We start from the raw sequence: 19,961 nt of genomic DNA, 5'->3' as shown, positions 1-19,961 counted from the left end.
CCGGTCGCGCGACCGCGGACGGGCATCCGTTTCAGCGCCGTCCGCGGGTTCGCCCGGCGCGTGGTGGACTGACGAACTGCAGCTCCAGCGCGGCCGGCGGCTCGGCCGTTCCGGGCCCGCCCGCGGCTGCCCAGGCCAGCAGGTCGTCCGTACAGCCGTCGTCCGTGGCGAAACCCACCCAGGTCGGGCGACCGCCGCCGCGCCGTCCCGCCGACGAGGGTTGCACCACGACCACGTTCGCCTGGTCGCAGGGACCGAGGCAGTCCGTCGTCCGGACGATGAACCGCCCGCCGGACTCCTCCGCTCCGGCCCGCAGCCGGGCGAGCTGCCGGGCGTGGTCGATGTCCGGGAACTTGCGGGCGTCGCCACAGCAGCACCCCCGGCAGACGACGAGGGTGCACGGCCGCGAGCGGGCGGCACCGACCGCCACCGTACGAGGGAGTCCGCGCGGAGAGTCGACCGGCACGAGGGGAGGCCTTTCGCGAGAGGGAGCGAACGGTCCCGCCCGTGATCGCTCGCGGGCGGGACCGGCGGCCGTCCGGACGTGTCGCCCGAGGCCGCCGACAGCCACCGTACGAGACGTTTCCGCTGCTCACCGGACCGGGTCCGGGTGCGGGGCGCTCAGCCCATCCGGTCCTCGTCCGAGAGGTGTTCGACGGTCCGGCCGGTCTCGGTGAACGTGCGGGTCACATGGCCCGACGAGTACACCCACAGGATGCGCAGCGGACCGGCCCCGACGTTCCTGAAGAGATGAGGTACGGGGGAGGGGACGTACGTGGTGTCGAACCGCTCCAGCCGGGTGACCTCCCCGTCGACCACCACCTCCGCCTCGCCGTCGAGGATCGTCACGTGCTCGTCGCAGTTGTGCGAGTGCAACGGCGCCCCGGAGCCGGCCGGATACACGCTCATGCCGCTCGTGATCCGGTTCTCCCCGCCCGCCGACCGCGTGGTGACCAAGGGGGTCGTCACGACGGCACCGCCCCGGTCGAGCAGGGGCACGGACGCGGTCTTGATGATCGTGGTCATCCGGAGTCTTCCTCTCGCGGGGGCTGCTCAGCGACGACCGACGTTAGGTCGCACGCCGGTCAACGGGTGCCCTCCGGCGTGCAGTTTTACCTTGCGCTCCGGGAAGGGTGAGCTTCCCGCGCCCGGCTGTACCGTCGGCTGGCATCGCACGGCATCCCCGTACGTGCCGGAAACACGCCGGAAAGAAAAGGCAGGTAGCAGCCACATGAGGCTCCCCGTTCTGACCGATGAGGACATGGATCCGCGCCAGCGGGAACTGGCCGCCCGCATCGCCGGGCGGCGCGGCGCCGTCCGTGGCCCCTTCCGGGTCTGGCTGCACAGCCCGGAGATGTGCGAGCGCGCCGAATCGCTCGGCGCCTTCGCCCGATTCGACTGCGGCCTTCCGCACCACCTGCGCGAACTCAGCCTGTTGATGGCCGCGCGGAACTGGGACGCGCAGTACTCCTGGAACGCGCACGTTCACCAGGCGATCGAGGCCGGCATCCCCGAGGCGGCGGTGAAGGCCGTCGCCGAGCGGCGCGAGGCGCTCTTCGACGACCCGGCCGACCAGGCGTTCTACCAGTTCTGCCGGGAGATCCTCGACGAACACTTCGTCTCCGACGAGACCTTCGCCCGCGCGCTCGGCCACTTCGGTCCCAAGGGCCTGGTCGACACGATCGGCGCGCTCGGCAACTTCACCATGCTCGGGATGTGCCTGAACACCTTCCAGGTGGACCTCCAGGCGGACCGCGAGCCCCCCTTCCCCGACATCCGCGGCTACGGGCGGATCGACCCCGACGACGCCGGACCGCGGCCGTGACAGCGCTCACCGACCGGGACGGGCAGGGAGGCGCCCCCGTGACACCGGAGGACCCGGCCGCCACCACGCCCGACGGAGCCGGATCAGGGCACCCGCCCGTCCTGCGCGTGCGCGGCGTCACCAAGACCTTCGGCGGTGCCGCCGCGCTCACGGACGTCGACCTCGACCTGTACCCCGGTGAGATCCACGCCCTGATGGGCATGAACGGAGCGGGCAAGTCGACCCTCGTGCAGATCCTCTCCGGGGTCCACCAGGCGGACAGCGGGACCATCGAGGTGGACGGACGGACCCAGCACGGGCTGACCGTGCGCCGGGCCAGGCGGCTCGGCATCGCCTCCGTCCCCCAGCGCCGTGAACTGGCGATGGGACTCTCCGTCGCCGAGAACGTCCTGCTCGGGGACCTGCCCACCCGGCGCGGCACCGTGCGCTGGAAGACCCTCAAGTCCGCGGCGCGGCAGACCCTTTCGGACCTCGGCATCGACATCGACGTGGAGCGGACCGCCGGCTCCCTGACCGTCGCCGAGCAGACCATGGTGGAGGTGGCCCGCGAGGTCCGGCGCGGCGGCCGGATCCTGATCCTCGACGAACCGACCGCCTGTCTGAGCGCGGAGGCCGCCGGACGGATCCGGGCCCTGGTCCGCACGCTCCGGGACGAGGGTGTCGCCGTCGTCTACATCTCGCACTACATCGACGAGGTGCTGGCCGTCGCGGACCGCCTCACCGTGCTGCGGGACGGAGCCGTCGTGCGCACCGCTCCGGCCCGCGAACTCGACCCGGAACAGCTGGTACGCGGCATGGTCGGCCGGGACGTCGTCTCGCGGCGGTCCGAACGCCCCGCCCCCCAGGACGAGACCGGGCTCGCGCTGCGCGGTCTGCGCGACGGCCGGGCCGTCCGGGACCTCGACCTGGAGGTCCGCAAAGGGGAGATCGTCGCCGTCCTCGGACCGGCGGGCGACGCCCAGTCCCGGCTCTTCGACCTGCTCTCCGGCCGCCGCCGTCCCGACAGCGGTGAACTCCTCGTCGACGGAGCCCCGGTGCCGTTCGGCCGGGTGCGTGCCTCGCTCGCCGGCGGACTGCGCTGCGTCACCGGTGACCGCCGCGCCCTCGGCCTGGTCCCCGGGATGACCCTGGACGAGAACCTGATGCTCGCCGGGGACCGCCTGGCCCGCCGACGACTGCACCGCCGTACCGAACTCGCGCGCCGCGCCGGGCCGTTGCGACGCAACTACGGAGTGGTCTCCCTCGCGGGGAACCCGCCGGTCGGTGCCCTGTCCGGCGGCAACCAGCAGAAGGTGCTGCTCGCCAAGTGGCTGCAGACCGATCCGGTCGCCTGCTTCCTCGAAGACCCCACGAACGGCGTGGACATCGCGGCCATGGCCGACATCCACACGCTGGTCGACGAACTCGCCTCGCGTGGCGTCGCGGTGCTGCTCGCCTCCTCGTCCGCGGAGGAGGTCATGCGCCTCGCCGACCGGGTGATCGTGGTCAGGGGCGGCCGCACCGTCGCCGAACACGAGATCACCGCCATCACCCGCGACGAACTCGTCGCCACCGCACTCGGAGGTCAACCCCAGTGAGCGTCAAGACACTTCCGGATGCCCAGGACGTCTCCGGCCCGCAGGACCGCGAGCGGCCCGGCGGTCCGCTCGGCACGCTGCGTCGCGCACCGCACACCGGACTGGTGGCCGTCCTCCTCGTCGTGGTCGTGGCCACCGCACTGCGGACCGACGCCTTCGCCACCGACACGAACGTCATCAACATCCTGCGCCAGGTGAGCGTCACCGCCGTGATCGCGGCCGGTCTCACGCTGCTCATGACGGCGGGCGGCATGGACTTCTCCATGGGCAGCAACGTCTCCGTCACCACGGCCCTCGGCGCGCAGCTGCTGTCGCACGGCCACTCCACCGCCTTCACGGTCGTCGCCTCGATCCTGCTCGCGACCGCTATCGGCCTCGTCAACGGGCTGGTCGTCACGTTCACGAACGTCGCCCCGTTCGTCGCCACGCTGGCGACCGCCACGCTCCTCGACGGCGTCGCGCTCCTGGTGCTCAACAGCGTGAGTGTCTCCATCGGCACCCGGATGTTCTCCCTCGGGAACGACAAGATCCTCGGCATTCCCTACCTGCTGATCCTGGCCGTCCTCGTCCTGCTGGCGACGGCCCTCGTCCTGCGATTCACGGTCTTCGGCCGCGACGCCTACGCCATCGGCGGCAACGAACACGTCGCCCGGCTCAGCGGGATCAACGTCACCGCGCGCAAGCTCACGCTGTACGGCGTCACCGGAGCCCTGTCCGGCCTCGCGGGCCTGATGCTGCTGTCCCGCCTCGGCTCCAGCAGCCCCGGCACGGGCGGCCTCTCCCTCCAGCTCACCGCCGTCGCGGCGGTCGTCATCGGCGGCACCTCGCTGGCCGGCGGTCACGGCACCGTGATCGGGACCGCGCTCGGCGTCGTGCTCCTCGGAGTGGTGGCCAACGCCCTCAACCTCCTTCAGGTGTCCAGCAATTACCAGCAGGTCTCGGTCGGCGGTGTGCTGCTCGTCGCGGCCGTCGCCAACGAGTTCCACAAGGCACGCTCCGCACGGAACTGACACCGGTCCGCCCTCCCCGCCGCCCCGTCGTCCCGCCGTCTCCACCTCGTTCACCTCCCTCGGCCGAGGGCAGGCGATTCCCCCTGCCCTTCGCCGGTCACGAAAGGCGTTCCCTCATGAGACTGTCCGCCCGTTCCCGCCACGCCCTGTTCGCCGCGGTCGCCGGCACCACCCTGGTGCTCAGCGGCTGTGGAGGCGACGACAATGCCGGTACGCAGTCCGGCGACATCGCCATCGGCTTCGTCAACGGTGCCGACACCGCGTTCCACACCTGTCTGCAGAAGGCCGTGGAACAGACCGCCAAGAAGGAGGGAGCGAAGGTCTACACGGCCAACTCCCACCAGAACTCCGGGACCGAGCTGTCCAACATCGAGGACATGATCTCCCGCAACGTGAGCGCGCTGATCGTGCAGACGGTCAACGTCGACGCGCTCAAGGGCGACATAGCCAAGGCCAAGGCGGCGGGCGTCCCGATCTACCTGACCTCGGTCGCCACCGACGACGCCGACGACATCCTGGGCGCGGCGGTCGTCGACCTGAAGAAGGTCGGCTCCCTCGACGCGGACTGGATCAGGACCGACGCCGCGGGCAAGGACGTGAAGGTCGGTGTGGTCGCGGGCGCACCCGGCGCCGCCTCCGACCTGCTCGTCGGCGGTTTCACCAAGGAACTCCCCGCCACCGCGAAGGTGGTGGCCAACCAGCCCGGCATGTTCAACCCCGTCAAGGCCCAGGAAGTCGCCGAGAACATGATCCAGGCCCACCCCGACCTGGACTACGCCTTCGTCGCCAACGAGGAGATGGGCTTCGCCGTCCGCAAGGCCTTCGACGCGGCCGGTGCCAAGGACGTCAGGATCGTGACCGTCAACGGCACCGACGAGGGACTGGCCGCCGTGAAGGACGGCCGTTTCTCCGCGACCGTGGCCAACTCGGCCATGGTCATCGGGCAGACGGCGGTCGAGGACACCGTCGGACTGCTGGGCAAAGAAAAGGTTGACAAGATTGCCAACATTCCTCTTCTCTTGGTCACCAAGGACAACCTGACCAAGGCCCCGCAGTACTGCCCCACCTCGTAGAACACCCTCTGACCGCGCTCTCGGGACATTCCTGTGACGACGCACGGATGGACGCCCGCACACTCGAACGACCGGCACCGCCGCCGGGGCCCGCCCCCGGCAGCCGTGGGCCTCCGGAGGAAACATGGACCGCTTGCTCCTCATGCACAGCTTCGTCACGGTCGCGCAGGTCGGCAGCTTCAGCGGTGCCGCCAAGAAGCTGGGTTCCTCCGGCTCCCTGGTGTCGCGGCACGTCGCCGAACTGGAGCGGCAGGTGGGTGTCCGGCTCGTCAACCGCACGGCCCGCTCGGTCAGCCTCACCGAACCGGGCCAGCGGTACGCCGAGTTCGCGGCCCGCATCCTGGACGAGATCGAGGCCGAGGATGCCGGGATCGCCCAGCTGCACGACCGGGCGGAGGGCACCCTCAGCATCATCTGTCCGAAGTGGATCGGCAGCCTGGACCTCGGCGACGCGATAGCCGCGTTCTCCGCGTCCCACCCCAGGATCCAGGTCCGCTTCGAACTCGGCGGGATGTCGGACCGCACCTACGACTTCCTCGACAGCGGATTCGACGTCGCCTTCCACACCCGGGACCTGAGGGACTCCAGCGTCCGGCTCAAGAAGATCGCCTCGCTGCCCTTCGTGCTGTGCGCGGCGGAGGAGTACCTCGACCGCAACGGCCCCCTCACCGAGCCGAACGGCATCGCCGCCCACGAGTGCCTCGTACACGTCAACGACCCGGTCTGGCGCATCGGCCACGGCCACGCCTCCACCCTGCACAAGATCCGCAACGTGGCCTTCTCGTCCAACTCCTACATCGCCCTGCAGAAGGCCGCCGTGCACGGCCGGGGGATCGCCCTGCTCCCGCAACGGCCGGCGTACGACGACCTCATCTCCGGCGCCCTCAGGGTGTTGCTTCCCCAACTCGCGGTGCCCGAAAGGCCGTTGTACGCGATCTACGGGCCGGGACAGGGCACCCCGCGCAAGGTGAGCGTGTTCCTGGACTTCCTCACCACCTGGTTCGCCCAGAACCCCATCCCGGTGATCCGGCCCTGAGGCCCGCCGATCGGAACTCCCTGAAGCGGACGCCCCGTTCGGGCAGGTCCGGGACGGTCCCACGGGCACCCCAAGACCGCAAGAAACGATTGCGCATTCCGTCGAGCCCGGACCGTTGAGGACGCCGCCGCCCGAAACCTACGCTCACCGGGCGACCCGCGAAACGAGGAACCCATGGGAATCCAGAGAATCGAATCGGTCACCTACGCCATCGACGAACTCGACACCTGCGTCCGGTTCTTCGACGACTTCGGGCTCCTCCCGCTGGAGCGGACCGACGAGCACGCGGTGTTCGAGACCCGTACCGGGCAGACACTCCGTCTGGACACCGAACCCGGCCCGCCGCTCCCGCCGCCGGTGGAGCCCGGCCCGACCCTCCGGCAGGTGGTGTGGGGCGTCGACACCCCACCGGAGCTGGAGCGCCTCGTGGCGGCGGCCGGCCGCGACCGCACGGTCCGAGAGGACGCCGCCGGCGTGTTCCACACCGTGGACGAGACGGGCTTCGGCACCGGCCTCACCCTGGCCGCGCCCCGGCCCGCCGACGTCACCCCGCGCCCCGCCAACACCCTCGGCGACGTGAACCGCTGGAACACCGGGCTCACACCGATCACCCGCGTACGCCCGCTGCGCATGTGCCACGTGGCCCTCAACATCCCGAAGGCCGGCCGGGGGGAGGCCGTCGCGTTCTACGTCGAACGCCTCGGCTTCCGGCCGACCGACATCGTCGAGCCCATGGGCGTCTTCCTTCAGGCACCGGGCGACGACGACCAGCACACCATGCTGCTCTGCCACCGCCCCGACAAGGCGGGCGTCAACCACGTCGCCTACGAGGTCCCCGGCTTCGACGACGTCGTCGAAGGCGGCAACCACATGATCGACCAGGGCTGGCGCGAGGCCCGCAGGCTCGGCCGGCACACCGTCGGCTCCAACGTCTTCCGCTTCCTGCACGCGCCCTGCGGCGGACGCGTCGAGTACGCCGCCGACATGGACCGGGTCGACGACTCCTACGAGACCCGCGTCCACGAGAGCACTCCGCCGCACCACATCTGGGCCCTGCGCACCAACCGGGACCAGCAGGACGCCCCCGCGTCCTGACCACGCGCCGCATCGCCACCCCGCGCCCCTCCGGACGCGGGTCCCCTTCGCCTCGTTCGCCGGCCTGAGAGGGCACCCACCCATGACCACCGACCACCGCTATCCCGCCGTCCGCATGCACATAGCGGGCGAGTGGTGCGCGGGCGGCACCGGACGTACCGCCCCCGTCGTCAACCCCGCCACCGAGAAGGTGATCGGCGCCGTACCCCTCGCCACCACCGCCGACCTGGACCGCGCGCTCGACGCCGCCGCCACCGGATTCCTCGCCTGGCGCGACACCCCCGTCGCCCGGCGCACCGCCGTCCTGCACACCGCCGCGGACCTGCTCACCCGACGGGCGGCCGAGATCGGCCGCGTCATGAGCCTGGAACAGGGCAAGCCGCTCGCCGAAGCCGCCGGCGAGGCCCGCCGCGTCGCCGACACCCTGCGCTGGCACGCCGACGACGCCCGCCGCGCCTACGGCCGCATCATCCCCTCCGCACCCGGCACCCTGCTCTCCGTACGCCGTGAACCGGTCGGCCCCGTCGCCGCGTTCGTGCCCTGGAACTTCCCGGCCGGCGGACCGATGCGGAAGATCTCCTCGGCGCTCTCCGCCGGCTGCTCCATCGTCATCAAGGCGTCCGAGGAGACCCCCGCCACGGCGGCCGCCCTGGTCGGCTGTTTCGTGGACGCGGGACTGCCTGCCGGTGTCCTCAACCTCGTGTTCGGCGAACCGGCGGAGGTCTCCGCCCACCTCATCGCCTCCCCGGTCATCCGGCTCGTCGCCTTCACCGGCTCGGTCCCCGTGGGCAAGCTGCTGGCCGCGGCGGCGGGACAGGTCATGAAGCCGTCCCTGATGGAACTGGGCGGCCACGCCCCCGTGATCGTCTGCGCGGACGCCGACCCGGTCCGGGCGGCCCGGCGCGCCGCCCAGGCCAAGTTCGCCAACGCCGGCCAGGTGTGCACCTCACCGAGCCGCTTCCTCGTCCACGACAGCCTCGTCGACACCTTCACCGCCGAGTTCGTCAAGGCGGCCGAAGCGGTCGTCGTCGGCGACGGCCTGGCCGAGGGCACCACCATGGGACCGCTCGCCAACGAGCGCAGGCTGCTGGCCGTGGAACGCCTCACCGAGGACGCAGTGCGCCGCGGCGCCACCCTGCGTACCGGAGGCCGCCGTCTCGACCGGCCGGGCTGGTTCTTCGCGCCGACCGTCCTCACCGACGTACCGGCCGACGCGGACCTGATGCGCGAGGAGCCCTTCGGGCCGCTCGCCCCCATCACCGCCTTCCACGAACTCGACGCCGCGCTGCGCACCGCGAACGAACTGCCCTACGGTCTCGCCGCCTACGCCTTCACCGAGTCCGCGGCCACCGCGGAGCGCCTGGTCCGCGAACTGGAGGCGGGCATCCTCTCCGTCAACCACTGCGGCGGCTCCGTCAGCGAAGCCCCCTCGGGCGGCGTCAAGGAGAGCGGCTACGGCAGGGAGGGCGGACCCGAGGCCCTGGACGCCTACCTGGTCACCAAGCGCGTCTCCCATCTGCTGGCGGGCTGAGCGCCGTGCGGTACACCCGGGTGTCGGTCGGCGGACGAGCCGTCTGGGGGCGTGTGGGGGAGCGGGACATCGAGCTGCTCTCCGCGTCGCCCCTCGAAGCGGCCCGACGCGGGCCACGAGGCGGCGCCTGCCCCACCGTCATCGGCAGCGTGCCCCGTGACACCGCCGTCTGGCTGCCGGCCGTGGTCCCGCCGGTCTTCTACGCCGTCGGCATGAACTACCCCCGGCACATCGCGCACGCCGGCGCCGCCACCCCGGCCCGCCCCGAGGTCGGCTACCGGGCCAACAACGCGCTGACGGGCCACGGTTCGCCCATCGTCCGCCCCGCGGACGTGACCGGACGGTTCGAGGCCGAACCGGAACTCGTCGCGGTCATCGGCCGCACACTGCGCAACGCCGGCTACGAGGAGGCCCGAGCGGGCGTGTTCGGCTGGACGATCGGCAACGACGTCAGCGCCCGCACCTGGCAGCACGAGGACCGGACGTTCTGGCGCAGCAAGAACAGCGACACCTTCAAGCCGATGGGCCCCTGGGTGGAGACCGACGTCGACGCCCTGGCGCAGACGACCACGCTCCGCGTCAACGGCGAGGTCCGGGCCGCGTTCCCCACCGGCGACATGGTCTTCGACCCCTTCGACCACATCGTCGCGATCACCCGCCACATCACCATGCACCCCGGTGACGTGCTGTGGATGGGAGCCGAATCGGCCTGCCAGATCGAGCCCGGGGACACCGTGGACATCGAGATCAGCGGCATCGGCGTGCTCTCCAACCCCGTACACCCGGAAGGGAATCCCGTATGAGCAAGACACCCCTCTACATCCACCACGTCAACTTCCCCACCACCGACCCCGACCGGACCGCCGAGTGGTACACGAAGGTCTTCGGGATGAATCGCATCATGCCCAAATCCAACACCCGGGTCGTGCTCATGACCCGGGGCAACTTCGACCTCCACTTCACCCCGGTCGAGGAGATGGAGCGCATGGCGCCCTACCACTTCGCCGTCGAGGTCGACGACTGGGACGAGTTCCTCGCGCATCTGAAGGAGCTGGGCATCCGGCACACCCGGCCGGTGGAACGCCCCGAGAACCAGTCCAAGTTCTGCTACATCCACGACCCCGACCACACCATGATCGAGCTGGTCTTCCACGGCCGCCGCCCCAACTGAAGTTCGGCCCCACGGAGTTCATTCCACCGCATCGCTAGGAGTCCCCTCCCATGCCCCTCGCCGACTCCGACGGCACCCCCATCTACTACGAGCGCCACGGCAGCGGACCGGCCATCCTCTTCGTGCACGGCAGCGGCGGCAACCACGCCGCCTGGTGGCAACAAGTGGCCGCCCTGCGCGACGAGTTCACGGTCGTCACGATGGACCTGCGCGGCTTCGGGAAGTCCGGCACCCCGCTCTTCCCCCACGCGGCCAGGCCGGAGTTCGACGGCCAGGACTTTCCGGGCGACCTGCTCGCCGTACTGGACGCCGAGGACCTCACCGACGTGATGCTGGTCGGCCAGTCCGTCGGCTCGGTCGCCGCCCTGCGCGCCGGACTGCTCCGCCCCGACCGGGTGGGGTCCGTCGTCCTCGGTCACTCCCTCGGCGGCATCGACCACCCCGAACTGCGCGAACTCGCCGCCGCCGACCGCGCCGAGGCCGTCAAGCTGCCCGTCATCGACCGGCTGCTGACCCGGCGCTTCCAGGAGGAGCGGCCCGACCGCACCTTCCTCTTCCAGCAGATGGGCACCTTCAACGTCGCCAGGATGGCCGACCTGCGCAACCTCGACACCGACGGACCCACCCTGCGGGACATCGAGGACTCCGGCGTCCCGGTGGCCTTCCTGCTCGGCGAGAAGGACGCGGTGCTCAGCGTGAAGACGGTGACCCGTGCCCACGAACTGCTCCCCGGCTCCCGGCTGGAGATCGTCCCGGACGCCCCGCACTCCATGTACTGGGAGACGCCGGCACCGTACAACCAGGCCGTCGCGCACCTGCGCCGCACCCTCGGACAGAAGGAAGCAGCATGAGCAGCCTCACCCTCGACGCCGCCGAGGAACTCGTCGGCGCGGCCCTCGAACGGGCCCGGGCGCTCGGGAAGGCGGTGAGCGTCGCCGTGGTGGACGCGGGCGGCTTCGTCGTCAGCGTGCACCGCGACGACGGCGCGCGACCGCTCACCCCGGACATCGCCCGCGCCAAGGCCTACACCGCCGCCGTCATGCAACGGCCCGGCAGGATGCTGAAGAAATGGCAGGAGAGCCAGCCGGTCTTCTTCGCTCAGCTCTCCCAACTGCCCGGCGCCGCACTGCCGATCATGGCCACCGAGGGAAGCGTCACCATCAAGAGGGACGGAGAGATCATCGGCGGGCTCGGCATCGCGGGCGGCACCGCGGACGAGGACCAGCAGGTCGCCGACGACGTCCTCGCCTCCCTCGGCTACGAACTGGAGTTCGCCGCCTGGGGCGTCGCGGGTGCGGCCACCGACGCGGCCGCGACGATCGAGAAGGAGGACTGACCCATGGCGGACACGTTCAACTACCGCATCGACCACCACGGCAGCCTGGTCCGGCCCGTCACCCTCCCGGCTCCGGGTGACGACCCCGAGGCGCTGCGCGACGCGGTGAAGGAAGCCGTGGCCCTGCAGCGCTCGGTGCGCTCCACGGTGGTCACCGACGGGGACTTCCCCCGGGACGACTTCCGCGGCGCCGTGCTCGGCACGGTCAGGGGATTCCGGCGCGCGAGCGGCGACGGCCCGGACGGGCTGCCCCGCTGGGTGGCCGAGTCCCTGCCCAAGGCCGACGGGCCGCTGCTGGCCGACTGGGCCGCCCGGCTCACCGAGCTCACGGTGATCGCCCCCAAGGTGTCCCTGCCCTCGCCCGCCTACCTCGCCGCCCTCACCTTCGACGAGAACCTCGCGGCCGGCGGCGGCCCGGCCTCGGCGCGCGAACTCGGCGAGGCGCTCGCGGAGATCATCCGCGCCGAGATCGGACTTCTCGTCGCCGGCGGCGTACGGCTCATCCAGCTGAACAACCCCCTGCTGCTGGCACAGGTGGCCGCCGATCCGGCCGCTCCCGGAGCCCTGTCGTTCGAGGACGCGCTCGCCGTGGACGCGACGACCGTCCTCCTCGACGAGCGTCCCGAAGGGGTGCGCACCGGCCTCTGCCCCGGCTGGGCGGCGCCGGCCGCGGTGGACCGGGCCCGGGTCGTGCGGCTCTACGGCGAGATTCCCGCGGACCGCTGGATCCTCCCGTACGACCAGGGGACGGCGGCCGAACTCGACCTGCTGAGGGCGCTGCCCGAGGACCGGGACGTCTGCCTCGGTGTCGTGGACGCCACCACCGCGCGACTGGAGGAGATCGACACGGTGCTGGCCCGCATCGACGCGGCGGCCGAGGTCAAGGACATCGAGGACATGGCGCTCGCGCCCTCCCGCGGATTCGCCGACATGGCGGACCGGCCGCTGCTCGGCGCCGGCGACCAGCGGCGCAAACTGGTCCTGGTGGAGACCCTCGCCCGCTACTGCTGGGGCAACGAGTTCTGACCCGGGGCCGGTCACGGCCGGGAGGCGGTCCCGCTCTCCCGGCCGGCGGACGCCGGTCCGCCGGGCCGCGTCTCCCGCGTTCGCCCGGCGGACCGCTCAGAGCACCTCGGCGAACGTGACCGTGCGTTCCGTCAGCAGCGGCAGCACACATCCCACGACGAACTCCCCGAAGTGGTCCGTCTCCCGGTGCGCCTCGAAGCCCGCCCGGTCCGTGTACCGCTCGTAGAGCACGAACGAGCCCGGCCGGTCCACCTCGGCGTGCACCTCGTAGCCGAGGTTCGCGGGCTCGGCGGGCGTCAGTTCGCGCATCCTCAGCAGAGCGGCGCGCACGGCCGCCTCGTCGGCGGGTGCGCACCGGTAGTGCGCGACGACTGCGAATGCCATGTCTCTCCTCTGGTCGTGCTGCTGTCGGACCCGCCGATTCCAGCACGAACGGCCTGATGAGCGGCGCGCGCGGAGCGCAAGCAATGAGTGCCGCCGCGGGGCTGGTCCGGCCACCTCCTCCTCGTGTGTTGTCGTGTCGGCCCCACGGCCGTCCCATCCGGTTGACCGCGGCCCGCACCGCGGCGGACGAGAGAAGTGATCGTGATGCGTACCCTGGAAACCCTCTCCGGTGGGGAGTGGTTCGCGACCGGCGAGTGGATCGACGTCCACGACCCCGCCGATCTGCGGACCCCGGTGGCCCGTGTTCCCGCCCTGGGCGCCGCCGACGTCACCCGCGCCTACGACCACGCCGAACAGGGTTTCGCCCGTTGGAAGCGCACCAGCCCCTTCGAACGGGCGCGGATCATGACCGACGCCGCCCGGCTGTTGCGCGAGCGCGTCACCCGGATCGCCGAGGACCTCAGCACCGAGATGGGCAAGACCCTCGCCGAGGCGACCGGCGAGGCCCTCAAGGCCGCCGACTTCCTGGAGTACTACGCGGGCGTCGCCCGCCAGGGCTACGGCACGCTCGTGCACGACATACGCCCGGACACCCGCACCCACCACCAGCGCGAGCCCCTCGGCATCGTCCTCGCGATCACCCCGTGGAACGACCCGCTGATCACGCCGGCCCGCAAACTGGCACCCTGCCTGGCGGCGGGCAACGCGGCCGTCCTCAAGCCGGCCACCGACACCCCGCAGGCCGCCCTGCACCTCGCCCGCGCCCTGCACGACGCGGGACTGCCCGCCGGTGTCCTGAACGTGGTCACCGGCCGCGGCTCCGAGATCTCCGGGGCCCTGCTCCGCGATCCGCGTCTGGCCGCGGTCACCTTCACCGGCAGCAACGAGGTCGGCGAGGGGCTGCGCGCCGCGCTCGCCCACACCAACGTCCGCTTCCAGGGCGAACTCGGCGGCAAGAACGCCACCGTCGTCCTCGCCGACGCCGATCTGCCCGCCGCCGCCCGTGCCGTCGCGGCAGCCGGCTTCGCCCAGGCGGGACAGCGCTGCACGGCCACCAGTCGGGTCATCGTCGAGCGGCCCGTGTACGAGGAGTTCACCGCACTGCTGCTCGCCGAGGCCGCCGCCCTGCGCGTGGGCCCCGGGCGCGATCCCGGCACCACGATGGGCCCCCTGGTCAGCGCCCGGCAGCGGGACAGCATCCTCTCCGACGTCGAACGGGCCGTGAAGCAGGGCGCGACGGTTCTCACGGGCGGCGACCGGCCCGCCGACGAGACGCTCGGGCACGGCTGTTACGTGAACCCGACCGTGCTCGGCGAGGTGACGCCCGATCAGGACGTCTGGCGCGAGGAGGTGTTCGGACCGGTCCTCGCGCTGCGCGCCGTGGACTCCTTCGAAGAGGCCGTCGACGCTGTCAACGACTCCGTCTTCGGCCTGGCGGCCGCCGTGTTCACGCGTGACCTGGGCGCCGCCCACCGGTTCGCCGACGAGGCGGAGTGCGGCCAGATCGCGGTCAACACCACCACCTCCGGATGGGACGTCCACCATCCCTTCGGCGGGTTCCGCGACTCCGGATCGCCGTTCAAGGAGCAGGGCGAGGAGGCACTGCGCTTCTACACCCGGGTGAAGACCGTCGCCATCCACTTCGGCGCCTGACGGGTGCCGCGTCACGAAAGGAGGAGGCCGATGGCTGACGAGACGATCGGCATCGTCGGTGCCGGCATCGTGGGCCTCGCGACCGCCCGTGAGATCGCCCTGCGCCGGCCCGGCACCCGGGTCGTGGTGCTGGAGAAGGAACAGGACGTCGCCGTCCACCAGACCGGGCACAACTCGGGAGTGGTGCACGCCGGCATCTACTACAGGCCCGGCAGCCTCAAGGCCCGTCTGTGCACCAGGGGCATGGCGATGCTCCGTGAGTACTGCCAGGACCGGGGGCTGCCCCACCAGGCGTGCGGCAAGCTCGTCGTCGCCGTCACCGACGACGAAGTCCCCCGCCTGGAAGCCCTGTTCGCCACATCACAGGAGAACGGGGTCCCCGGGGTGCGCCGGGTCGGCGCGGGCGAGATCCACGAGATCGAGCCGTACGCCGTGGGCCGCGCCGCCCTGCACTCCCCGCGGACCGCGATCACGGACTACACCGCCGTCGCCCGGTCCTTCGCGAAGGACGTCACCGACTCCGGCGGGGAGGTGCGGCTCGGCTTCCCCGTCACCCGCGTCACGCGGCTCACGGGCGGAGCCATCGAGGTCGCCTCCGCGGCCGAGACCCTCCGCGTCGACCGGCTCGTGCTGTGCGCCGGCCTTCACAGCGACAGCGTCGCCCGGCTCGCCGACGACGGGGACGAGCCACGCATCGTGCCCTTCCGGGGCGAGTACATGACGGTCGTCCCGGACAAGACGCACATGGTCCGCGGCCTGGTCTACCCGGTGCCCGACCCCCGGTACCCCTTCCTCGGCGTGCACTTCACCCGCCGGGTGGACGGCACGGTCGAGGTCGGCCCCAACGCCGTCCTCGCCCTGTCCCGGGAGGGCTACCGGCGCTCCGACGTCGACCTGCGCGAACTCGCCCGCATCGCCCGCTTCCCCGGCATGTGGCGGCTGGCACGGGAACACTGGCGTACCGGAGTCAAGGAGATCCGCGGCTCGCTGTCGGTCACCGCCTACATGAAGGCCGCCCAGGCGTACGTCCCCGCCCTGCACGCCCGTGACGTGGTGCGCGGCGGAGCGGGTGTCCGTGCCCAGGCGCTCGGCAGGGACGGCTCGCTGGTCGACGACTTCGCCCTGCACCGGGTGGGCGGCGTCACCGCCGTACGCAACGCGCCCTCGCCCGCCGCGACCTCCTCGATGGCGATCGCCGAACACATCGCGGACACCGTGCTCGGTGATCCGTCCGCACCCTGAACATGCCCCGGATACAGCGGACTTCCGCGCAAGAACTGCTTGCGCTCCCAGCGCTCGGCAAAGGTCTCCCGCCGACCTAGCGTTCCCTCCGCACCACCTCACCACCCCCTTCGCAGAGAACGGCAGATGCCATGTTCGTAGTCGACACCCAGATCCACATCTGGAAGGAAGAGACCCCGGACCGCCCCTGGGTCCCTGGCGCCCGGGAGCGCATCCGCCTCAACGGCCACCGCGAGGAGGCCTTCTCCTACGAGGAGGCACTGGAGCTGATGGACGAGGCCGGAGTCAACCGCGCGCTGATCCTGCCGCCGTCGTGGGAGGGCAACCGCATCGACTACGCCCTCGAAGCCTGTGAGGCCCACCCCGACCGCTTCGGCATCATGGCCCGCGTGCCGCAGGACGACCCGGTCGAAGGCACCGCCCTGCTCAAGGAGTTCGCCGGCAATCCGTACATCAAGGGCACCCGGCTCACCTTCCACCGGCCGCAGGACCGCAACTGGATGATCGACGGCACCAACGACTGGTACTGGCCGATCGCCGAGGAACTCGGCATCCCGACGATGGTCCACGCGCCGATCTGGAAGCGCGAACTCGGCGAGATCGCCGCCAAGCACCCCGGCCTGAAGATCATCATCGACCACATGGGCATCATGGCCCGCTGCGTCGACGACGCCATCGGCTACTGGGTCCAGGAGACCGCCGACCTCGCCGCCCACCCGAACATCTACGTCAAGGTCTCGGCGCTCCCCGGCTACTCGACCCAGCCCTTCCCGAACAAGAACATCGAGAAGTACGTACGCGAGATGGTCGACAAGTTGGGCCCGCAGCGGTGCTTCTACGGCACCGACATCACCCGCCTGCTCGGCCACGGCATCACGTACACCGACACCATCGAACAGTTCACCCAGCACTGGGACTTCACCCCGGAGGAACTGGAGTGGATCCTGGGCCGCGGCATCTCCGAGGTCCTCGACTGGCCGATCGAGGGCTGAGGGCACCGGGGAGATGACCGACACCACGAACCCACCGGCCGCCGGCGGTGACGGGGGAGAGGCGCTCGTCGCCGCCTTCGGCGCCATGGGAGCCGACTACCTCTTCTGCTCGTCCGGATCGGAATGGGCCCCGGTCTGGGAGTCCCTGGCCCGGCGCCACCGCGACGGCGAGCCTGCCCCGGAATACCTCGACCTCACCCACGAGACGGTCGCGGTCGGCATGGCCACCGGCTACGGCCTGATCGTCCGCCGTCCCCAAGGCGTCCTCCTGCACGCGGCACCCGGCCTGCTCCAGGGCTCCATGGCCGTCCACGGCGCCCTGCTCGCCGGTGTCCCCATGGTGGTCGCCTCCTCGGAGTCCACCGGCTACGGCGACGGACCGGGGCAGGACCCCGGCGGCCAGTGGTACCGCAACCTGTCCGTGGTGGGCGGACCGCACGGCATCGCCCGGCCCTTCACCAAGTGGTCCACCGAGGCCGCCGACGTGCACACGCTGCCCACCATGGTCACGCGGGCCGCGGAGCTGGCCTGGCGGGCCCCGGCCGGACCCGCCTACCTCAACATCCCGCTGGAGATCCTGCTGGAGGAGTGGGACGGCCGCGAGGCCAAGCCGGTGGTCCCACCCGGATCGACCCACAGCTCGCCCGGCGAGGCCGACTCCGTCGCACAACTGATCCGCGAGGCGGACAATCCGGTGATCGTCACCGAGACGGCGGGCCGGGACGCCGGCGGCTTCGAGGCGTTGGTCGCCTTCGCCGAGGCCTGGAGCATCCCGGTCGTCGAACCCGACTCGGCGGTGTGCGCCAACTTCCCCCGTACGCACCCGCTGCACGCGGGCTCGGACATCGGCCCCTGGATGGACGAGGCCGACCTCATCCTCCTCGTCAACTGCCGTGCCCCCTTCTACCCGCCCTCGCGCCGCCCCTCGAAGGCACGGATCGTCGTCATCGACGAGGTCCCGCAACGCCCGCACGTCGTCTACCAGGTCCTCTTCGCCGACCACTACCTGGAAGGCAACACGGCGAACACCCTGCACCAGCTCGCCAAGCGGGCCGGTCCGCTCTCCACCGCCCCGGAGACGGCCCCCGCCGTCGCCGGCCGGCGCCTGGCGCAGGAGGAACGCCACGCACGGGAACGGGCGGCGATCGCGGCGGCCGAGACGCGGGCCGCGGACGCCGAGGGCGTCGACCCGGTCCTCGTCGCAGCCTGCCTGCGCGCACTGCTCGACGGCCGGGACGCCGTCGTCGTCGACGAGACCATCACCCACAGCCGCGTCGTCCGACGCCATCTGCGGACCGACGCCGCGGACGCGTACTTCTACGTCCAGGGCGGACTCGGCCAGGGCATCGCGGTCGCGCTCGGCGTCAAACTCGCCGCCGGGGAACGTCCCGTGGTCCTCACCATCGGCGACGGCGCCTTCGCCTACAACCCCGTCATCCCGTCCTACGACGCGGCGAACACCTACGGACTGCCGCTCCTCATCGTGGTGTTCAACAACCGTGTCTACAAGTCGATGAACCTCAACCACCGCAGGTTCTACCCCGACGGCGCCGCCGCCGACACCGGCGAGTGGCTCGGCACCGACCTGCGACGGCTGCCCCGGCTCGCCCGCTTCGCCGAGCCGTTCGGCATGCACACCGAGACCGTCGACACACCGGACGCGCTCGCCCCCGCCCTGGAGCGCGCCCTCAAGGCCGTGTCCGAGGGCACCACCGCCGTCGTCGACGTCCTCGTCACCCGCTGACCCAGGAGGCCCTCCCCATGACCGACACCCCGACACCCGCGCCGGGCAGGGTGACCGTGCCCGCGGACGCGCTGCGCGGCTTCGCCGCCGCACTCCTGGAGAAGGGCGGCCTGAGCACCGAACACGCGCGGACCACCGCCGACGTCTTCGTGTGGGCCGCGCTGCGCGGCGTCGACTCCCACGGCACCGCGCGCGTGACCGCCTACCTCGAACTCCTCGCCAAGGGGACCGCCAACGGCCACCCGGAGATGACGGTCACCTCCGGCGTGCCCGGCGTCGCCGTCCTCGACGCGGACCGCGCACCCGGACCGGTGGCACTCACCGCGGCCGCCGAGGAGGCGGTGAACCGGGCGCGGGCGAGCGGGGTCGCCGCCGTCGGCGTGCGCCGCACCGTGCACACCGGCGCCATCGGCTACTACGTCGCGAAGATCGCCGAACAGGGCCTGATCGGCATCGCGTTCGTCGCGGGTATGCCCAACATGGGCTACACCGGCGTCAAGGGCGCGGCCGTCGCCACCAGTCCGCTGGCCGTCGCCGTGCCCGCCGCGAGCCAGGCCCCGCTGCTCCTCGACATGGCCACCGCCACCATCGCCCTGGGCCGGATCCGGCAGGCCAGGGCGAGCGGCACCGCGCTCCCCGAGGGTGCCGCCGCCACCGCGGACGGCACGCCCACCACCGACCCGGAGAAGGCGGTCATGCCGCTGCCGCTCGGCGGCGCCAAGGGATCCGGTATGTCGCTCGCCTTCGAGCTGATCACCAGCGTGCTCGTCGGCGCGCCGATCCTCTCCGCCTTCCATTCCGAGGACCCGCAGGGTCGGAAGCACCGGCAGAACGCCCTGATCATCGCCATCGACCCGGCGGCATTCGGCGATCCGGACGCCTTCACGGCGGCTGTCGACACCACGCTCGCCACCCTCACGTCGCTGACACCCGCCGACGACGCTCCCGGCGTGTTCTATCCGGGCGAGCGCAGCGCGGGCCTGGCCGCTCGGCGCTCGGCGGAGGGGATTCCCGTGGCGGCCAAGGTGTGGCGTGAACTCACGGAGAGCGCCGGCCGGTTGGGCGTCACTCCGCCCGAACCACTCGGCCGGTAGGCCGAACCGCTCCCCACCGAGGACGCGAGGACTCCACGAAGAGAGTGGAGGACGGATGGCCGGAGTGCCCCGCAGTACCGGGGCCCCCGGCCATCCGGCGTGTCCGGGACCGCGTCCGACGTTCGGTGGACCGGAGCGCGGCGACACCGGGCCGTTCCGGGTGCCGGGGCGG

The 19,961-nt window shown here is 71.6% G+C and carries 20 protein-coding genes; 17 read left to right on the top strand and 3 right to left on the bottom strand.

The annotated features are described in order from the left end of the window. Positions 1-31: 31 nt before the first annotated feature. Together ABZT74_RS21935 and ABZT74_RS21930 are read right to left on the bottom strand one after the other, a co-directional pair. Positions 32-466 (bottom strand): (2Fe-2S) ferredoxin domain-containing protein, encoded by a 435-nt coding sequence (locus ABZT74_RS21935; protein ID WP_356174739.1) that lies wholly within the window; start codon positions 464-466, stop codon positions 32-34. Between the two features lie 155 nt (positions 467-621). Beyond that, positions 622-1,026, bottom strand: a complete 405-nt coding sequence (locus ABZT74_RS21930) for a cupin domain-containing protein (protein WP_355872600.1) — start codon at positions 1,024-1,026, stop codon at positions 622-624. Positions 1,027-1,261: 235 nt separating this feature from the next. Here ABZT74_RS21930 and ABZT74_RS21925 point away from each other — a divergent pair, with 235 nt between their 5' ends. From ABZT74_RS21925 to ABZT74_RS21870, 12 genes are all read left to right on the top strand, one after another. Then, positions 1,262-1,825 (top strand): carboxymuconolactone decarboxylase family protein, encoded by a 564-nt coding sequence (locus ABZT74_RS21925; RefSeq protein ID WP_356174826.1) that lies wholly within the window; start codon positions 1,262-1,264, stop codon positions 1,823-1,825. 38 nt (positions 1,826-1,863) lie between these two features. Next, positions 1,864-3,402: a sugar ABC transporter ATP-binding protein gene (locus ABZT74_RS21920; protein ID WP_356437341.1), complete on the top strand. Its 1,539-nt coding sequence runs from the start codon at positions 1,864-1,866 to the stop codon at positions 3,400-3,402. Continuing rightward, positions 3,399-4,412 (top strand): ABC transporter permease, encoded by a 1,014-nt coding sequence (locus ABZT74_RS21915; protein WP_356174732.1) that lies wholly within the window; start codon positions 3,399-3,401, stop codon positions 4,410-4,412. The genes ABZT74_RS21920 and ABZT74_RS21915 overlap by 4 nt, the downstream gene beginning before the upstream one ends. Positions 4,413-4,528: 116 nt before the next feature. Continuing rightward, entirely contained in the window at positions 4,529-5,485 is a 957-nt protein-coding gene (locus ABZT74_RS21910) for a sugar ABC transporter substrate-binding protein (protein WP_356437339.1), read from the top strand. Positions 5,486-5,609: 124 nt separating this feature from the next. Then, positions 5,610-6,521: a LysR family transcriptional regulator gene (locus ABZT74_RS21905; RefSeq protein WP_356437337.1), complete on the top strand. Its 912-nt coding sequence runs from the start codon at positions 5,610-5,612 to the stop codon at positions 6,519-6,521. A 174-nt stretch (positions 6,522-6,695) separates the two neighbouring features. After that, positions 6,696-7,616 (top strand): VOC family protein, encoded by a 921-nt coding sequence (locus ABZT74_RS21900; protein WP_356437334.1) that lies wholly within the window; start codon positions 6,696-6,698, stop codon positions 7,614-7,616. A gap of 82 nt (positions 7,617-7,698) precedes the next feature. Continuing rightward, a complete protein-coding gene (locus ABZT74_RS21895; RefSeq protein ID WP_356437331.1) occupies positions 7,699-9,147 on the top strand; it encodes an NAD-dependent succinate-semialdehyde dehydrogenase in 1,449 nt (482 codons plus the stop codon). Positions 9,148-9,152: 5 nt separating this feature from the next. Beyond that, the gene (locus ABZT74_RS21890; protein ID WP_355872585.1) at positions 9,153-9,950 is read left to right on the top strand and encodes a fumarylacetoacetate hydrolase family protein; all 798 of its coding nucleotides are present in this window, start codon (positions 9,153-9,155) and stop codon (positions 9,948-9,950) included. Then, positions 9,947-10,318, top strand: a complete 372-nt coding sequence (locus ABZT74_RS21885; RefSeq protein WP_356437328.1) for a VOC family protein — start codon at positions 9,947-9,949, stop codon at positions 10,316-10,318. The genes ABZT74_RS21890 and ABZT74_RS21885 overlap by 4 nt, the downstream gene beginning before the upstream one ends. A gap of 50 nt (positions 10,319-10,368) precedes the next feature. Beyond that, positions 10,369-11,169 carry an alpha/beta hydrolase gene (locus ABZT74_RS21880; protein WP_356437325.1) on the top strand — a complete coding sequence of 267 codons (801 nt, stop codon included), beginning with the start codon at positions 10,369-10,371 and terminating at the stop codon, positions 11,167-11,169. Continuing rightward, positions 11,166-11,654, top strand: a complete 489-nt coding sequence (locus ABZT74_RS21875) for a heme-binding protein (RefSeq protein WP_356437323.1) — start codon at positions 11,166-11,168, stop codon at positions 11,652-11,654. Before ABZT74_RS21880 ends, ABZT74_RS21875 begins: the two co-directional genes overlap by 4 nt. Before the next feature lie 3 nt (positions 11,655-11,657). Next, positions 11,658-12,680, top strand: coding sequence for a methionine synthase II (cobalamin-independent)-like protein (locus ABZT74_RS21870; RefSeq protein WP_356437320.1), 1,023 nt, complete (start codon positions 11,658-11,660; stop codon positions 12,678-12,680). A gap of 96 nt (positions 12,681-12,776) precedes the next feature. Here the strand turns inward: ABZT74_RS21870 and ABZT74_RS21865 are convergent, their stop codons facing one another. Then, positions 12,777-13,064, bottom strand: coding sequence for a putative quinol monooxygenase (locus ABZT74_RS21865; protein ID WP_356437317.1), 288 nt, complete (start codon positions 13,062-13,064; stop codon positions 12,777-12,779). Between the two features lie 204 nt (positions 13,065-13,268). On the opposite strand from ABZT74_RS21865, the gene ABZT74_RS21860 reads away from it, so the two are divergent. The 5 genes from ABZT74_RS21860 to ABZT74_RS21840 all read left to right on the top strand — a co-directional run bounded on the left by ABZT74_RS21860 (position 13,269) and on the right by ABZT74_RS21840 (position 19,789). Further along, a complete protein-coding gene (locus tag ABZT74_RS21860; protein ID WP_356437314.1) occupies positions 13,269-14,717 on the top strand; it encodes an aldehyde dehydrogenase family protein in 1,449 nt (482 codons plus the stop codon). Positions 14,718-14,747: 30 nt separating this feature from the next. Then, positions 14,748-15,959 carry an L-2-hydroxyglutarate oxidase gene (lhgO, locus tag ABZT74_RS21855; protein WP_356437311.1) on the top strand — a complete coding sequence of 404 codons (1,212 nt, stop codon included), beginning with the start codon at positions 14,748-14,750 and terminating at the stop codon, positions 15,957-15,959. A 131-nt stretch (positions 15,960-16,090) separates the two neighbouring features. Next, positions 16,091-16,951, top strand: a complete 861-nt coding sequence (locus ABZT74_RS21850; protein WP_355872569.1) for an amidohydrolase family protein — start codon at positions 16,091-16,093, stop codon at positions 16,949-16,951. A 13-nt stretch (positions 16,952-16,964) separates the two neighbouring features. Then, positions 16,965-18,695, top strand: a complete 1,731-nt coding sequence (locus tag ABZT74_RS21845; RefSeq protein ID WP_356437308.1) for a thiamine pyrophosphate-dependent enzyme — start codon at positions 16,965-16,967, stop codon at positions 18,693-18,695. Between the two features lie 17 nt (positions 18,696-18,712). Then, positions 18,713-19,789: an Ldh family oxidoreductase gene (locus tag ABZT74_RS21840; protein WP_356437305.1), complete on the top strand. Its 1,077-nt coding sequence runs from the start codon at positions 18,713-18,715 to the stop codon at positions 19,787-19,789. The last annotated feature ends 172 nt before the right edge of the window (positions 19,790-19,961 follow it).

Origin of the sequence: Streptomyces sp. NPDC005302 (assembly GCF_040607345.1) — a bacterium.
GTDB lineage: Bacteria > Actinomycetota > Actinomycetes > Streptomycetales > Streptomycetaceae > Streptomyces.
The sequence above is the reverse complement of the archived record's forward strand: the minus strand, read 5'-3'. Positions and strand labels throughout refer to the sequence as shown.

Bases quoted from the DNA above. Each gene is read 5' to 3' on its own strand.
- ABZT74_RS21930 (WP_355872600.1), bottom strand. From the start codon at position 1,026: ATGACCACGATCATCAAGACCGCGTCCGTGCCCCTGCTCGACCGGGGC.
- ABZT74_RS21925 (WP_356174826.1), top strand. From the start codon at position 1,262: ATGGATCCGCGCCAGCGGGAACTGGCCGCCCGCATCGCCGGGCGGCGC.
- ABZT74_RS21910 (WP_356437339.1), top strand. From the start codon at position 4,529: ATGAGACTGTCCGCCCGTTCCCGCCACGCCCTGTTCGCCGCGGTCGCC.
- ABZT74_RS21905 (WP_356437337.1), top strand. From the start codon at position 5,610: ATGGACCGCTTGCTCCTCATGCACAGCTTCGTCACGGTCGCGCAGGTC.
- ABZT74_RS21900 (WP_356437334.1), top strand. From the start codon at position 6,696: ATGGGAATCCAGAGAATCGAATCGGTCACCTACGCCATCGACGAACTC.
- ABZT74_RS21895 (WP_356437331.1), top strand. From the start codon at position 7,699: ATGACCACCGACCACCGCTATCCCGCCGTCCGCATGCACATAGCGGGC.
- ABZT74_RS21885 (WP_356437328.1), top strand. From the start codon at position 9,947: ATGAGCAAGACACCCCTCTACATCCACCACGTCAACTTCCCCACCACC.
- ABZT74_RS21880 (WP_356437325.1), top strand. From the start codon at position 10,369: ATGCCCCTCGCCGACTCCGACGGCACCCCCATCTACTACGAGCGCCAC.
- ABZT74_RS21875 (WP_356437323.1), top strand. From the start codon at position 11,166: ATGAGCAGCCTCACCCTCGACGCCGCCGAGGAACTCGTCGGCGCGGCC.
- ABZT74_RS21870 (WP_356437320.1), top strand. From the start codon at position 11,658: ATGGCGGACACGTTCAACTACCGCATCGACCACCACGGCAGCCTGGTC.
- ABZT74_RS21865 (WP_356437317.1), bottom strand. From the start codon at position 13,064: ATGGCATTCGCAGTCGTCGCGCACTACCGGTGCGCACCCGCCGACGAG.
- ABZT74_RS21860 (WP_356437314.1), top strand. From the start codon at position 13,269: ATGCGTACCCTGGAAACCCTCTCCGGTGGGGAGTGGTTCGCGACCGGC.
- lhgO (WP_356437311.1), top strand. From the start codon at position 14,748: ATGGCTGACGAGACGATCGGCATCGTCGGTGCCGGCATCGTGGGCCTC.
- ABZT74_RS21850 (WP_355872569.1), top strand. From the start codon at position 16,091: ATGTTCGTAGTCGACACCCAGATCCACATCTGGAAGGAAGAGACCCCG.
- ABZT74_RS21845 (WP_356437308.1), top strand. From the start codon at position 16,965: ATGACCGACACCACGAACCCACCGGCCGCCGGCGGTGACGGGGGAGAG.
- ABZT74_RS21840 (WP_356437305.1), top strand. From the start codon at position 18,713: ATGACCGACACCCCGACACCCGCGCCGGGCAGGGTGACCGTGCCCGCG.